Below are 16,170 nucleotides of genomic sequence, written 5' to 3' on the forward strand. Positions count from 1 at the left end.
CTGCCTCTCTTTGAGGTGTTGGGATATATTCATCAACTGCATCCATTAATTCCTCTATTGCCTTTGTCCATTCGTTGGACTCACCCTCTGGTGTTTCAAGAGCCTTCAGGGCAGAACCCCTGATTACAGGTACATCATCGCCAGGGAAACCATATTTTGATAGTAGTTCCCTTACCTCCATCTCTACAAGGTCAACAAGCTCTTCATCATCAACCATATCAACCTTGTTTAGGAAAACAACGATGTAGGGAACATTAACCTGTCTTGCAAGAAGGATGTGCTCTCTTGTCTGTGGCATTGGACCATCTGCTGCAGATACAACAAGTATTGCACCATCCATCTGGGCTGCACCGGTGATCATGTTCTTGATGTAGTCAGCATGCCCTGGGCAGTCAACATGTGCATAGTGGCGTTTGTCTGTTTCATACTCAACATGAGCGGTGTTGATTGTAACACCTCTTTCCCTTTCCTCTGGTGCGTTATCGATTTCGTTGTAGTCTTTGAACTCTGCTTTTCCCTTCTGAGCCAATACCTTTGTGATGGCTGCTGTTAGGGTTGTTTTTCCGTGGTCAACATGGCCGATTGTACCGATATTAACATGTGGTTTTGAGCGGACATATTTTTCCTTTGCCATAAGAGCCTCCTTTAAGCTTCTTTCTTTATTATTTTCTCTGCAATATTTTTTGGCACTTCTTCATAATGAGAGAACTGCATTGTATAGGTTCCTCTACCCTGCGTTATTGAGCGTAGAACCGTTGCATATCCAAACATCTCTCCAAGCGGTATATGGGCTTTAATTATTTTAAGGTTACCCTTTTCACCCATGCTTTTGATCTTGCCCCTGCGGGAGTTTATATCGCCCATAACATCGCCAAGATACTGCTCTGGTGTCGTAACCTCCACATCCATTACAGGCTCAAGCAGATAGGGTTTTGCTTTCTTTGCCGCTTCTCTAAATGCCATACTACCTGCAATCTTAAATGCCATATCGGATGAGTCAACCTCATGGTATGAACCATCAAACAATGTAACCCTTACATCAACAACAGGATAACCGGCAACGATACCGCTTTCCATAGCCTCTTTAACTCCTGCCTCAACAGCAGGTATAAACTCTTTGGGTATTACACCACCCACAATCTTATCGACAAACTCAAAACCTTTACCTCTTTCAAGCGGCTCTATCTCTATCCAGACATGACCGTACTGACCATGACCGCCGGTCTGCCTTACAAACTTTCCTTCCTGTTTGACCTTGCCTTTGATGCTTTCTTTATATGCAACCTGCGGTTTACCTACATTAACACCAACCTTGAATTCCCTTTTCAGCCTGTCAACAATGATCTCAAGATGCAACTCACCCATTCCAGAAATAATCGTTTGGTTGGTCTCCTCATCGTATCTAATTCTAAAGGTTGGGTCTTCTTCAGCAAGTTTTTGAAGTGCATTGGATAATTTATCTCTATCTGCTTTTGTTTTTGGCTCAACCGCAACAGATATAACAGGCTCAGGAAATTCCATAGATTCAAGCACTATGGGATTCTTTTCATCGCACAATGTATCACCCGTTGTTGTGTATTTTAAACCGATTGCAGCGGCTATATCACCTGCATAAACAACATCAACATCCTCTCTTTTGTTGGCATGCATCCTAAGAAGCCTTCCAACCCTTTCGGTTTTGCCCTTGGTAGAGTTGTAAGCATAAGAGCCAGCTTTCAGCGTTCCTGAATATACTCTAAAGTATGTAAGCTTACCAACATACGGATCACTCATAATTTTAAAGGCAAGCAAACTCAAAGGCTCATTTTCATCGGCTTTTCTTTCGATCTCCTCACCTGTTTTTGGGTCTATTCCCTTAACAGGCGGTATATCAAGTGGAGAGGGCAGGAAGTCAACAACAGCATCCAACAGAGGCTGAACACCTTTATTCTTAAATGCACTACCACATAAAACAGGCGTAACCTGTGTCTTTATTGTAGCTTTTCTTATAGCAGAAACAATTTTATCTTCAGAGATATCCTCACCCTCTAAATATTTCTCCATTATCTCATCATCAAAATCTGCAAGCTTCTCGATTAATTTATTTCTATATTCTAATGCCTGATCGGCCAATTCTTCCGGTATATCTTTTATTGAAAATTTAGCACCCAGCACATCAGAATCCCAGATGATTGCTTTCATTCTTATCAAATCAATAACACCTACAAAGTTACTTTCGCTACCGATGGGCAGCTGAATAACAAGCGGATTACCGTTTAGCTTTTCATCAATCTCTTGAACAACATTAAAGAAGTCTGCACCAATTCTATCCATCTTATTAACAAAGGCAATCCTTGGAACATGGTATTTATCCGCCTGTCTCCAGACTGTTTCACTTTGAGGCTCAACACCACCAACAGCACAAAACACACCTACAGCGCCATCCAATACCCTCAAGGCCCTTTCAACCTCAACGGTAAAATCCACATGCCCTGGTGTATCTATGATGTTTATCATATGCTCTTTCCAGAAGCAGGTTGTGGAAGCAGAGGTTATTGTGATACCCCTTTCCTTTTCCTGCTCCATCCAGTCCATAGTTGCTGTTCCTTCATGAACCTCACCAATCTTGTGTGAAACACCTGTATAGTAAAGGATTCTTTCGGTCGTGGTTGTCTTGCCAGCATCGATATGAGCTATTATTCCTATATTCCTCAACTTCTTAAGCTGATACTTTCGTGCCACTTTTCACTCCTTTACCATCTGTAGTGTGCAAATGCCCTGTTGGCCTCTGCCATCTTATGGGTATCTTCTCTCTTCTTAACTGCGCCGCCCCTATTGTTGGCAGCATCTATTATTTCACCAGCTAAACGCTCAAACATTCGCCTTTCGCTTCTCTGTCTTGCATAATCAACAAGCCATCTAACGGCAAGGCTTCTCTGTCTATCAGGCCTTACCTCTACAGGCACCTGATATGTAGCACCACCAACCCTTCTTGGTCTAACCTCGATTTTGGGCGTTATATTCTCGATGGCTTTTTGTAAAACCTCCATCGGATCCTCGCCCGTTTTTTCTTTTACAAGATCCATAGCCTTATAAAAAATTCTACTTGCTATAGATTTTTTGCCATCCCACATAATTTTATTGATAATCTTACTTACAAGAACACTGCCATAAACCAGATCAGCTGGAACCTCTCTTTTTTCTGCTCTTCTTCGCCTCATCTATCTCTCCTTACTCCTTGGGCTTCTTTGTTCCATATTTGGAGCGTCCCTGTTTTCTACCTTCAACACCGGCTGCATCCAAAGCGCCCCTGATAATGTGATATCTAACACCTGGAAGGTCTTTAACCCTTCCACCCCTGACAAGCACAATTGAGTGCTCCTGCAGGTTGTGACCCTCACCAGGTATATAGGCTGTTACCTCATAACCCGTTGTCAATTTTACCCTTGCAACCTTTCTTAAAGCTGAGTTAGGTTTTTTTGGTGTTGTTGTATAAACCCTTGTACACACACCCCTTCTTTGAGGACAACCCTGAAGGGCAAGTGTCTTTTTCTTTGCTTTTACCTGCTTTCTACCCTTCCTTACAAGTTGGTTAATCGTAGGCACTTCTTACCTCCCTAAAAATTTGGCTTGGCTAAACTAACAATAAAAGTTAACTTTGTCAAGATTTTTTAATCTCTTTGTGTTGGCTCAATTACAATATCGTCGTATTTCTTCTGACCGCTGCCAACGGGTATTAATCTACCAACAATAACATTCTCTTTCAAGCCTCTTAAGTAGTCTATCTGCCCTGATACAGCAGCCTCTGTTAACACCCTTGTTGTCTCCTGGAAACTTGCCGCAGAAATAAAACTATCTGTATTGAGAGACGCCTTTGTTATTCCAAGCAACATTATTCTTCCGATTGCAGGTCTTTTGCCTCTTTTTACAAGCATCTCATTTTTTCTGTTAAAGATAAATCTGTTTACAACCTCACCTTCAATAAAATCGCTATCGCCGGCATCCTCAATAAGAACCTTAGACAGCATCTGTCTAACTATTATCTCTATATGCTTATCGTTTATACTAACACCCTGAAGTTTATAAACCTGCTGAATCTCACTAACCAGCATCTTCTGAAGCTCTTTTTCACCCAATACAGACAATATATCGTGAGGATTGATAGGACCATCTGTTAAAGGCTCACCCATCTCAACCCTATCGCCCGGGAATACCAGAAGCCTTTTGTTACGCGGAATTAGATATTCCTTTTTAACCTCACCTTTGCCAGCAGTGGATGTAACAATAACCTTCCTTCTGCCCTTAACCTCTTTTCCATAGGAAACAATACCGCTAATTTCGCTAATGATAGCTGCATTCTTCGGTTTTTTAGCCTCAAACAGCTCACTGACCCGTGGCAGTCCACCTGTAATATCTGTAGTTTTGTCAAGCTCTTTTGGAATCTTACCTATCACATCACCGGGCTTTACATACTCGCCGTCATCTTTTTGCAGAATAACACCTGGCGGCATGTAATACATTGCATATTCATCTATGTTGGCAAATTTCTTGGGCTTACCATCCTCATCCACTATCTCGATACGCGGTCTTTTTGATAGATCCTTGCTTTCAATAACAACATTACTTTTAAGCGATGTAATACTGTCGATCTCTTCTTTAATTGTTACATGCGGTATCAGATCCACCCATCGTACATAACCCTCAGCACCTGCAAGCAGGTAGTCTGAGTATGCGTCCCATTCGGCAAGCGGCGTAATCGATATATATGTTGTTGGGTCGCTTTCAAAAATCCTCTTTTTAAATTCATCATCATAACCTACTATAACATCGCCAGACTCAACGCTTTCACCTGCTTTGACATACAGCTTTGAACCCTTCGGTACATAGTATCTTGCCTTTTCCTTGTCTCCATCCACTATAACAACATGCGTGCCATGTCTGTCTGTTATTCCATCCTCTGGTGAATCTATTTCAACAAACCTATCACCCTCAAGCGCTATCAGCTTAACTGTGCCGTTTTCTTCACTTTTAACAAATCTCTTTATCGTCTGACCATCTTCAACAAGCACCTTTGCCGCATAGGGGATCTTTTTGGGGACATCAAAGACTTCAAGCACCCTTTCAACAAGCAAAGATAGGCTATCAACCTCATCTCCATCATGAACTGAAAGAATATATTTTCCTATTACGCTTTCTGGACCACCAATAATGTCTTTATCTGAAACAAAATCGACCTTTTTTAGTTTATACTCCTCAGTATCTCCAACTTTTAGATAGTAGTGGCTTTTATCCTCTTCTATTTTCACCTTACCCCTGTTTATGCTAACAATCTGAGGCTCTGTTATGAGTAATGCTGCATCCCTTCTGGATAGCAGTATCTTATCTCCAAGTGAATTTTCTGCTGTATAGAAATTATAAAATCTAACTATACCGGCTCTTCTTGTTTCTGCCGATTTATTCTCCTTGGCAAGTCTTGATGCCGTACCACCAACATGGAATGTTCTCAAGGTTAGCTGTGTTCCCGGCTCTCCAATGGATTGAGCAGCAACAATACCCACAGATTCACCAACATTTACCCTGCCGCCTCTTGCAAGGTCTCTACCGTAACATTTTGCACACACGCCTCTTTCTGCCTTACATGTGAGCACAGAGTATATCTTAACCTTTCCGATGCCTGCTTCTGTTATCTTTTCTACAGCATCCTCATCGATCTCCTCGCCTTCTTTTACAATCACCTCATCGGTAAAAGGATTAACTACATCCTCAGCCGCAACCCTTCCTAAAATCCTATCGGCAAGCGATTCAATCTCTTCACCGTTAACCATAATGGCAGAGACCTCAATATACTCCGTTGTGCCGCAATCCTCCATGGTTATCGTAACATCCTGAGATACATCAACAAGTTTTCTTGTCAGATATCCTGCGTTTGCCGTTTTTAAAGCCGTATCTGCAAGACCTTTTCGTGCGCCATGGGTTGATGTAAAATACTCAAGAACCGTTAAACCTTCTTTAAAATTGGACTTAATCGGTGTCTCTATAATATCGCCAGATGGCTTTGTCATCAATCCTCTTATACCCATAAGCTGTTTAATCTGCTGCTGTGAACCCCTTGCGCCTGAGTCTGCCATAACATAGATAGGATTAAAACTCTCTCCATATTCTCCACCCAGACGCTTCATCATCGCTTCTGCTATTCTGTCTGTTGCCGAGCTCCATATATCAACAGATTTATTGTATCGCTCTTTATCGGTCAACAAACCCTGCCTGTAATCTTCCTGAATCTTTCTTACCTCTTCTTCGGCTTTTGCAATAATTTCAGCCTTTTCTTCAGGAACAATCATATCTTCAATCGATATTGAAACACCAGAGCGTGTTGAAACCTCAAAACCCAGATCCTTAACATCATCCAAAAATTTAACCACAACAGGCAATTCTGTATGTTTATAAAGATATGTAATTAAAGCACTTAAGTCTTTCTTTTTGAATACCTTGTTTATTTTAGAAAAAGGAACCGTTTTTGGTACAATTTCGTAGAATAAAACCCTTCCAACAGTCGTATCGTATATATCGCCATCGTCCATTTTTACCTTGATTTTTGCATTTAGACCGCACACACCGTTTTCATATGCAATACGCACCTCTTTGGGTGAGGAAAACACCATTCCCTCACCTTTTTGATTCTCTCTGGCTTTGGTCATATAATAAACACCCAGCACCATATCCTGACTGGGCACAGCGATCGGATTACCGTGGGCTGGCGAAATAATATTTTCTGTTGCAAGCATCAACACTTCGCTTTCCAATATGGCCTCTGTACTCAACGGCACATGAACAGCCATCTGGTCGCCGTCAAAGTCAGCGTTAAATGCAGGACACACAAGTGGATGCAATCTAATAGCCTTCTCATCTGTCAAAACAGCATGAAAAGCCTGAATCGAAAGCCTGTGAAGCGTTGGAGCCCTGTTTAACAACACGGGATGCTCTTTTACAACCTCTTCTAAAATATTCCACACCTCGGGGTCTTTTCTTTCAACCATCTTGCGGGCTGCCTTGGTTGTTGGGGCAAACCCCTCTTCAATCAACCGATGGTATATAAACGGTTTAAACAGCTCAAGCGCCATAATCTTTGGCAGACCACACTGATCCATTCTTAAATCTGGGCCAGAAACAATTACCGAACGTCCCGAGTAGTCAACCCTTTTTCCAAGCAGGTTTCTTCTAAACCTACCCTCCTTGCCCCTTATAGATTCACTCAAAGACTTCAAAGGCCTGTTGTTTGATGCCCTTACAACCTGCTTGCGTCTGCCGTTATCTATCAATGCATCAACGGCTTCCTGCAGCATCCTCTTTTCATTTCTTATAATTATCGATGGAGCACCAAGCTCGATTAATCTTTTAAGCCTGTTGTTTCTGTTTATCACGCGCCTGTAGAGGTCGTTTAAATCACTCGATGCAAACCTTCCACCCTCAAGCGATACAAGAGGCCTTAAATCTGGAGGCAGAACAGGCAAAACCTCAAGCACCATCCATTCAGGTCTGTTGCCGCTTCTTCTAAACTGCTCTGCAAGCCTCATTCTCTTTATCAGTTTCTTCTTTTTTGCCTCCGATTTTGTAGCCTCAAGTTCATCTTTTAATTCCAGTATCAACAGATCAAGGTCTATCTTTTTAAGCAGCTTCTGGATGGCAAGAGCGCCCATTTCGGCACTAAATCGTATGCCGTATTTCTCAAGATAAGTTTTATATGCAGCCTCGCTTAAAACGGTTTTAACGGGTAGCTCTTCAACTTCGCTTTCAACAACCACATACGATTCGTAATATATAACCCTTTCAAGCTCCTTTAGTTTCATATCAAGAAGGGAAGCCATTATACTTGGAACAGAACGCAGATACCAGATATGCGCAACCGGTGTGGCAAGCTCGATATGACCCATGCGCTCCCTTCTAACACGAGACTCTGTTACCTCAACGCCACATTTTTCGCACACTATACCCTTGTATTTGCTGCGCTTATATTTTCCACACAGACATTCGTAATCTTTAATCGGTCCAAAGATTTTGGCGCAGAATAAACCATCCCTTTCGGGTTTAAATGTTCTGTAGTTGATTGTTTCTGCTTTTTTAACCTCTCCATAACTCCACTGCCTTATCTTTTCAGGAGAGGCTAATTTTATTCTTATAGCATCAAAGTCTTTTGACGATTTTGGTCTGCTTTTTAAAACTGTAAACATCTTATGGCTCCCCCTATCTTCTTCTTATATCCTTAAGCAGCTCAACATCCAGACACAAAGCTTGCATCTCTTTTACCAAAACATTGAACGATTCAGGCACACCTCCAAGTGGTATAGGCTTGCCTTTAATTATGGCTTTGTGTGTTTCATCCCTTCCCACAACATCGTCTGATTTTACTGTAAGCATCTCATGCAGTGTGTATGCTGCACCGTATCCTTCAAGCGCCCAGACCTCCATCTCTCCGAATCTCTGACCGCCAAACTGGGCCTTTCCGCCTAAAGGCTGCTGCGTAACAAGGGAGTATGGTCCAATGCTTCGTGCATGCACCTTATCATCAACAAGGTGATGCAATTTAAGTACATACATAACACCCACTGTCACAGGCTCTAAAAACTTCTCACCTGTAACGCCATCGTATAATTCACTCTTAAGTCTTTTAAAGCCTGCAACTTCCTTCAAATAATTAAGGTCTTTTTCCTTTGCACCCTCAAATACCGGGTTTGCAAAATGAACACCCCTTCTCCATTCTTTAGCGTATTTTTCTATCTCATCATCAGATAAACTGTCTATAAATGTCTCGGCTTTTTTGGAGTTAAAAATCTTTTTTATAAAATCCCTTAAAGCCTCTTTTTCCCCTTGCTTTATAAGCTCATCGATCTTTTTGCCAAGACCTTTTGCAAGCCAACCCAGATGCGTTTCCATAATCTGACCTATGTTCATTCTTGAAGGAACACCAAGCGGGTTAAGCACTATATCAACAGGAGTTCCATCCTCCAAAAACGGCAGATCCTCAACAGGCAAAATCCTTGAAACAACACCTTTATTACCGTGCCTACCGCTCATCTTATCACCAACAGACAACTTTCTCTTTGTGGCTATATAAACATTAACTGCAGCAACAACACCAGGAGGCAAATCGCTTTCCTTTTCTATACCCTTAAGCAACTCCTGATGGTGCTCTTTTATGCTTTTTTCCATCTCTTTGTAATGCTTATTCAACGCCTTAAGGTCAAAATCCTCTGGCAAAAGCTTTATGAGTTCCTTTTCTGCTAAATCATCAAGCTCCTCTTTTGTGAGTTTGTATCCCTTTTTAAAGCTCCTCTTTCCTATTGTTACATCATTTTCAAGAGGCTTTGAAACAATTGCATCTTTAATACTTTCAAGTTTAAGTTTGGAAAGCAATTCCAATTTATGTTTGAGCTCTTTATTGATTTTTTCCCTTTCTCTTTCGATGATTTCTTTTTCCCTTGGATTTGGCTGAATGCCACGCCTGTGCATAATCCTGACATCCACAACAATACCGCTCGTATCAGGTGGAACCCTCAAAGAAGAATCGCTAACATTCGTTGCCTTTTCACCAAATATAGCCCTTAGGAGTTTTTCTTCTGGTGAGTAGTGCGTTTCTGCTTTTGGCGTAACCTTTCCTACAAGTATATCACCGGGTTTTACATATGCCCCTATTCTTACAATGCCGTTTTTATCCAAATTGCGCAGTGTTTCACTGGAGGCGTTGGGAACATCTGCAGTAATTTCCTCCACACCAAACTTTGTATCCCTTACATAAACGCTAAATTCCTTTATGTGAATCGATGTGTATAGGTCCTCCTCCACAACCCTGCGTGAAATTGTTATACCATCTTCGTAGTTATAACCACGCCAGGATACAAATGCCACAACAAGGTTCTTGCCAAGGGCAAGCTCACCCTTGTCCATCGAAGGACCATCTGCAATAATCTGACCCGCTTTTACCTCATCGCCCAAATTCACCACAGGTGTATGAGAAAAACAGGTATCCTGATTGGATCGTATAAACTTTTTAAGTGGATATACATCAAGCTCATATCCTTTAGGGGTTTTTACAGAAACATAGATTTTATCATCTATTCTTACAACCTTACCATCCCTTTTTGCAACAACAGCATACCGTGAGTATTTTGCAACAACAGGCTCAAGACCTGTTCCAACAAACGGCGCCTCAGGTCTAATCAAAGGCACAGCCTGCCTTTGCATGTTTGAACCCATCAAAGCCCTGTTGGCATCATCATGCTCCAGAAACGGAATCAATCCTGCAGCAACAGAGACAATCTGATTGGGGGAGACATCCATCAGATCTATATCTTTATTGCGAACAACAACAAATTCTCCGTTTTTCCTTGCAGCCACAAACTCATTTTTAAAAGTTCCATCCTCATTAAGCGGTGCTGATGCCTGAGCTATGACATGGTCTTTTTCCTTAGAAACAGGCAGATAAACAACTTTATCTGTAACCTTACCGTTTTCAACAATCCTATAAGGTGTTTCTATAAATCCAAGGTCGTTGATTGTTGCGTATATGGCAAGTGATGAAATTAATCCAATATTGGCACCCTCTGGGGTTTCAATAGGACAAATCCTTCCGTAATGGGTAGGATGCACATCCCTGACCTCAAAGCCAGCCCTTTCCCTTGTCAGACCACCACTTCCTAAAGCAGAGAGCCTTCTTTTATGCGAAATTTCAGATAGTATGTTTGTTTGATCCAGAAACTGCGATAGCTGCCCTGTGGCAAAAAAGTCTTTTATGGCAACGGCTACGGGTTTTGTATTGATAATATCATAAGGCATCATGTTTTCATAATCACGCATAATCATCTTATCCCTGATAAGCCGCTGCATCTTCAAAAGACCGTTTCTTACCTCTTTGTATAGCTGATCACCAACAAGATTAACCTTTCTATTTGATAAACTATCCACATCGTCAGGAACAACCTTGTCGTTTTCAAGCAGTATAATATGCTTTATCAGTCCAACAAAATCCTCTTTGGTTAAAACCCTTACACTTTCAGGCACGTCTATCGAAAATGTTTCATTGAGCCTGATGCGTCCTTCCTGGGAAATATCGTATCGTTCAGGATTGAAAAACAGGTTTTCAAAAAACTTGGCAGCATCCTCAACAGATGTATGCTCACCAGGTCTTAGAAGTGTGTGAATAAAGATTCTTGCAACATCGTTGTCATTTAAGCTTTCTGGCAGCTGAATCCTTCTTTTTTTCAAAACCTCTCTGCCTGCAAACAGCGTATTTAAAACAAGATAATCGTCAAGCTCTGAGTAGATTACATCAAACTCTCTATCAAACTGCTTTAAAAAGCTCAACTTCTCTTTTGTTAATTTATCGCCTATACCTAAGAAAACTTCATCTTCTCCGTCTTCTTCAACCTCAACAAGGCTTGCTGAGTATTTATTTTGAAGCTCGATTTCTTTTATTGGAACATATTCAATATTGGCATCCTTCAAAGCCTTTAAAATCCTTGTTGTAATCTTTTTGCCTTCTTTTACCAAAACCTTGCCATCAACCTCTACATCACTATCAACCTTTAAACCGATAATATCCTCACCAACGGCTGCATAAAACCTGCCCGTATCGATTTTGACATGGATAACCTTATAAAATTCTTTCAATATCTCAGCCTCATCCATGCCTATAGCCTGCAGAAGCACTGTTGCAGGGAATTTTTTCTTTCTATCAATTCTTACAGTTAAAATCTCTCTGGGCTCTGTTTCAAACTCTATCCAACTACCCCTATCGGGTATAATCTGGGCATAGAATAAACCTCTTCCGGCAAATTCAGAGAGCTTTTTGAATATAACACCGGGTGATCTGTGAAGCTGCCCAACTATCACCCTTTCAACACCATTTATAATAAAACTTCCCGATTCAGTGATTAAAGGAATCTCTCCAACATATATATCCTGCTCTTTGATATCCTCAATATTTAGCTTTTCCCCTGTTGTTTCATCTATATTCCACAGCGTCAATTTTACTTTAATTATAAGATTTCCAGAATATGAAACAGCCTTAAGCTTACATTCATCCGGTGTAAATTTTGGCGGTGTTATCTCCCAATCCACAAGCTCAAGCCTCAGTCTGCCATGAACATCATCTATGGGAAAAATGGACCTTAATACATTATCCAGATTCTTTTCTTTTTTGGAGTCTTTATCAAGAAAGCTTTTGTATGAATTTATGTTAAGCCTCAACAGGTCGGGAATATCCAGAACCTTCTGTGATTTAGAAAAATCAACACGCATCCTGTATTCCAATTTTAGGGGCTCAGCCATTATGCACCTCGTTTATTTTATAAAGAGTTGTTTTTAGAAAAAAAAAGGAAAGAGACTTCACGCCTCTTTCCTTTGCCCGATATCCTGTCTGACATAAATTATTTAATCTCGACTTCAGCTCCAACCTCTTCAAGTTTGGCTTTAATCTGCTCAGCCTCTTCTTTGCTAACCTTCTCTTTAACAGCCTTTGGTGCTGCATCAACCAAAGCTTTTGCCTCTTTTAATCCAAGACCTGTTATCTCTCTTACAACCTTGATTACCTGAATCTTCTTATCGCCTGCCTTGTTCAATACCACATCAAACTCTGTTTTCTCCTCTGCTTGTGCCTCAGCGCCTCCAGCAGCAGGTGCAGCAGCAACAGCAGCAACAGGGGCAGCTGCAGATACACCAAACTTATCCTCAAGTTCCTTTACAAATTCTGCTAACTCAACAACTGTCATATTCTCAATAAATGCAATAACATCTTCCTTTGTAATCTCTGCCATCTCCAATAAACCTCCTTAACCTTCCTTCTTCTTTTCTTCTATTGCTTTCAATACATACAACAACTGTCTTATATTAGCCGCCAATACATTAACAAATCCACTGATAGGTGCTTTCATGCTGCCAAGCAACTGGGCAAGCAATATCTCTTTTGGCGGCAACTTGCTCAATGCCTTTATATCCTCTTTAGACAGCAGCTTACCATCCAGACAGCCAAATTTTACATCCAGTTTTTCAAATTCTTTGGCCTTTTCTACAATAATCTTTGCAACTACAGCCGGGTCATCAAACCCTAAAGCAAAGGCGTTTGCACCTTTGAGCTGCTCATCAAGCACACTCCATTTTGTTGACTCAATAGCCTTTTTAACAACGCTGTTTTTAATAACATTAAAGGTGCAGTTAGCCTCTTTAAATGTGTTTCTGATATCCTCCATCTGATGAACGGTAAGCCCCTGATAATTAGCCGCTATGAGGATTTTTGCATCCTCAAGCTGCTCTCTCAGCCGTTGAGCAAGTTCTACCTTTCTCTCTCTCCTCAATATCCCCCTCCTTTCTGGACGGGCCAAAAACTGGTCTCTTGCGGGCTTATTTTAAAGCTCCCGCTACCCGCAGTCTTTGACCTCTTGTTTTTTTATGTTAACGCTGAAGCGATTGCACATTAACCTTTACGCTGGGTGAATGTGTCGTGGCTATATGAAAACTCTTTACATATTTACCCTTTGCAGCGGCTGGTTTTGCCTTTATAACCGCATCATACAAAGCAAGAATATTTTCTTTTAGTTTCTCTTCATCAAAGGATTTTTTACCTACACCAACATGGATATTGGCTGTTTTATCCACCCTGAATTCTACTTCACCTGCTTTTACCCTTTTGACGGCATCTGCAACATCAAATGTCACGGTTCCAACCTTTGGATTTGGCATTAAGCCCCTTGGTCCAAGTATTTTACCAAGACGACCTACAATACCCATCATATCTGGTGTAGCTATAACCTTATCAAACTCAAGCCAGCCCTCTTTTGCAATTTTATCAGCATACTCCTGACCGCCTACATAATCAGCGCCAGCTTCTTCGGCTTCCTTAATCTTTTCACCCTTGGCAAATACAAGAACCTTAACCTGTTTACCCGTGCCATGCGGCAGGCTAACAGAACCCCTTACAATCTGATCGGAGTGTTTGGGATCAACACCCAACTTCATGTGGACTTCAACCGTTTCATCGTAATTAGCATAAGCAATCTCTTTGAGTATCTTTAATGCCTCATCCAAAGAATACTCTTTTAGGTAATCATACTTTTTTAATGCCTCAAGATACTTCTTACCCCTCTTTGCCATCGCTCTCTCCTTTCCTAAGAGCTCCCACTAACAGTGGTAAGCAAAAATTAAAACTCCTCGACCTCAACACCCATATTAACAGCTGTACCAGCTACAATCTTCATAGCCTTATAGATGTCATTTGTGTTAAGGTCTGGTAGTTTAACCCTGGCAATCTCTTCAAGTTGTTGTTTTGAGAGTTTTCCAACCTTTACCCTCGCCGAATCTGAAGAACCCTTCTCGATTCCTAAAGCTTTTTTAATCAAAGAGCTTGCAGGTGGTGTCTTTGTAATAAAATCAAAAGACCTATCTGCATAAACAGTGATTACAACAGGCACAATATCGCCCATTCTATCCTTTGTTGCATCGTTAAACTTCTTAACAAAATCCATAATATTTACACCGTGCTGACCCAATGCAGGACCAACTGGCGGTGCAGGTGAGGCTTTACCTGCCTCTATCTGGAGCTTAATCTGAGCCACAACCTCTTTCTTTGCCATTGTTCAGACTCCTTTATTGAACTTTCTCAACCTGATTGTAATTCAGCTCAACAGGCGTTGAACGCCCAAATATGCTGATCAATATCCTCAGTCTTCCTTTATCGACATCAACATCATCAATTACACCGGTGAAATTTGCAAACGGACCATCAAGAACCCTGACCGTCTCTCCAGGCTCAAAGGATACAGATAGCCTTGGTGCCTCTTTTGAGCTCTCGATGCGATCCTTTATCTGCTGTATCTCTTTTTCATCAACAACTGCAGGCTCATTTTTATATCCAATAAAGCCCGAAGTGAACGACATCTTTTTTACAAGGTTATATAGTTTATCGCTCATGCGAGCCTTAACAAACACATAACTTGGATAAAGGCATTTTTTGACCTTTTCTTTTTTGTTGTTTTTCTTAATCTCTATAACCTCTTCCATAGGAACAAAAATCTCTTCCACATCCTCTTCAAGGCCAGCGCTTTTTAATTTATTTCTAAGCATAGACCTGACCTTTTCCTCATAACCCACCTGTGTATGAATTGTATACCACTTGAAATCAGACATAACTATAGTTCCCTAAAAACTTTATTTAAAAAGAGACTGTAAACCTATAGAGAGAAGGTAGTCTAAAACACTCAAAATAAAAGCCACTATAACCGTGAATAACACCACGGATATAGTGGCAGTTGATACCTCTTTTTTACCCGGCCAAACTACCTTCTTAAACTCTATCTTAACCTCTTCTAAAAAACCAAGAACCTTTTTAATCATAACAAAAAATGGCAGGCCAGGGAGGACTCGAACCCCCAACCAACGGTTTTGGAGACCGCCGCTCTACCAATTGGAGCTACTGGCCTATTTCACCTCTCTATGTATTGTATGTTTTCTGCAAAATGGACAGTATTTCCTTAGCTCAAGCTTTTCTTTATTCTTTTTCTTATCACGAGTGCTGGTATAATTCTTCCTTTTGCACTCAGAGCAGGCAAGTGTTACCATTTCGCGCATTTCAAACTCCTTACTCCAATATCTCCGTTATTACACCAGCACCTACTGTTCTACCGCCTTCCCTGATAGCAAAGCGTGTCTCTTTCTCTAAAGCAACAGGTGCAATGAGTTCAACGGTTAGCTCAACATTGTCTCCTGGCATGACCATCTCAACGCCTTCTGGTAGTTTGATTGTGCCTGTTACATCTGTTGTTCTGATGTAGAACTGAGGTCTGTAGCCATCAAAGAATGGTGTATGTCTTCCACCTTCATCCTTTGTAAGAACATAGACCTGAGCTTTGAATTTCTTGTGTGGTGTGATGGAGCCTGGTTTGGCTAAGACCATACCTCTTTCAACTTCCTCTTTCTTGATACCCCTTAGAAGCACTACTACATTGTCTCCTGCTATTGCCTCATCAAGGATCTTTCTGAACATTTCAAGGGAGGTTGCAACGGTTTTTCTTGTCTCTCTGAAGCCTACGATTTCTACCTCTTCACCGGGTTTGAGTGTTCCTCTTTCTACCCTACCTGTAACAACCGTTCCCCTTCCTGAGATGGTGAAGATATCCTCAATGGGCATAAGGAATGGTTTGTCTG

14 protein-coding genes and 1 tRNA gene are annotated in these 16,170 nt (G+C 41.2%); all 15 read right to left on the bottom strand.

Annotated features, from left to right (window positions below; genetic code table 11):
• Positions 1-634: GTP-binding protein (locus EK17_RS00580; RefSeq protein ID WP_035586551.1), on the bottom strand; the 634-nt coding region annotated here is incomplete at its 3' end.
• Between the two features lie 11 nt (positions 635-645).
• On the bottom strand, positions 646-2,721 hold the full coding sequence (gene fusA / locus EK17_RS00585; RefSeq protein WP_035586554.1) for an elongation factor G: 2,076 nt from the start codon (positions 2,719-2,721) through the stop codon (positions 646-648).
• 11 nt (positions 2,722-2,732) lie between these two features.
• On the bottom strand, positions 2,733-3,200 hold the full coding sequence (gene rpsG, locus EK17_RS00590; protein ID WP_035586557.1) for a 30S ribosomal protein S7: 468 nt from the start codon (positions 3,198-3,200) through the stop codon (positions 2,733-2,735).
• A gap of 10 nt (positions 3,201-3,210) precedes the next feature.
• Positions 3,211-3,585 carry a 30S ribosomal protein S12 gene (rpsL, locus tag EK17_RS00595; RefSeq protein ID WP_035586560.1) on the bottom strand — a complete coding sequence of 125 codons (375 nt, stop codon included), beginning with the start codon at positions 3,583-3,585 and terminating at the stop codon, positions 3,211-3,213.
• A gap of 65 nt (positions 3,586-3,650) precedes the next feature.
• Positions 3,651-8,207, bottom strand: a complete 4,557-nt coding sequence (rpoC, locus tag EK17_RS00600) for a DNA-directed RNA polymerase subunit beta' (protein WP_035586563.1) — start codon at positions 8,205-8,207, stop codon at positions 3,651-3,653.
• Between the two features lie 13 nt (positions 8,208-8,220).
• The gene (gene rpoB, locus EK17_RS00605; protein ID WP_035586566.1) at positions 8,221-12,303 is read right to left on the bottom strand and encodes a DNA-directed RNA polymerase subunit beta; all 4,083 of its coding nucleotides are present in this window, start codon (positions 12,301-12,303) and stop codon (positions 8,221-8,223) included.
• A 98-nt stretch (positions 12,304-12,401) separates the two neighbouring features.
• Entirely contained in the window at positions 12,402-12,788 is a 387-nt protein-coding gene (gene rplL / locus EK17_RS00610; RefSeq protein WP_035586568.1) for a 50S ribosomal protein L7/L12, read from the bottom strand.
• A 15-nt stretch (positions 12,789-12,803) separates the two neighbouring features.
• The gene (gene rplJ / locus EK17_RS00615; protein WP_035586570.1) at positions 12,804-13,325 is read right to left on the bottom strand and encodes a 50S ribosomal protein L10; all 522 of its coding nucleotides are present in this window, start codon (positions 13,323-13,325) and stop codon (positions 12,804-12,806) included.
• Positions 13,326-13,422: 97 nt separating this feature from the next.
• Entirely contained in the window at positions 13,423-14,121 is a 699-nt protein-coding gene (gene rplA, locus EK17_RS00620) for a 50S ribosomal protein L1 (protein WP_035586574.1), read from the bottom strand.
• Positions 14,122-14,168: 47 nt separating this feature from the next.
• Entirely contained in the window at positions 14,169-14,600 is a 432-nt protein-coding gene (gene rplK / locus EK17_RS00625) for a 50S ribosomal protein L11 (protein WP_035586576.1), read from the bottom strand.
• Between the two features lie 13 nt (positions 14,601-14,613).
• Complete coding sequence (nusG, locus tag EK17_RS00630; RefSeq protein WP_035586578.1) at positions 14,614-15,153, bottom strand: transcription termination/antitermination protein NusG; 540 nt, start codon at positions 15,151-15,153, stop codon at positions 14,614-14,616.
• Between the two features lie 21 nt (positions 15,154-15,174).
• Positions 15,175-15,360 carry a preprotein translocase subunit SecE gene (gene secE / locus EK17_RS00635; RefSeq protein ID WP_232229296.1) on the bottom strand — a complete coding sequence of 62 codons (186 nt, stop codon included), beginning with the start codon at positions 15,358-15,360 and terminating at the stop codon, positions 15,175-15,177.
• Between the two features lie 9 nt (positions 15,361-15,369).
• Positions 15,370-15,446: transfer RNA gene (locus tag EK17_RS00640), tRNA-Trp, on the bottom strand.
• Positions 15,445-15,594 (bottom strand): 50S ribosomal protein L33, encoded by a 150-nt coding sequence (rpmG, locus tag EK17_RS00645; RefSeq protein WP_013682379.1) that lies wholly within the window; start codon positions 15,592-15,594, stop codon positions 15,445-15,447. Before rpmG ends, EK17_RS00640 begins: the two co-directional genes overlap by 2 nt.
• Before the next feature lie 10 nt (positions 15,595-15,604).
• Positions 15,605-16,170: EF-Tu C-terminal domain-related protein (locus EK17_RS00650; protein WP_035586583.1), on the bottom strand; the 566-nt coding region annotated here is incomplete at its 5' end.

Origin of the sequence: Hippea jasoniae (assembly GCF_000744435.1) — a bacterium.
Lineage (GTDB): Bacteria > Campylobacterota_A > Desulfurellia > Desulfurellales > Hippeaceae > Hippea > Hippea jasoniae.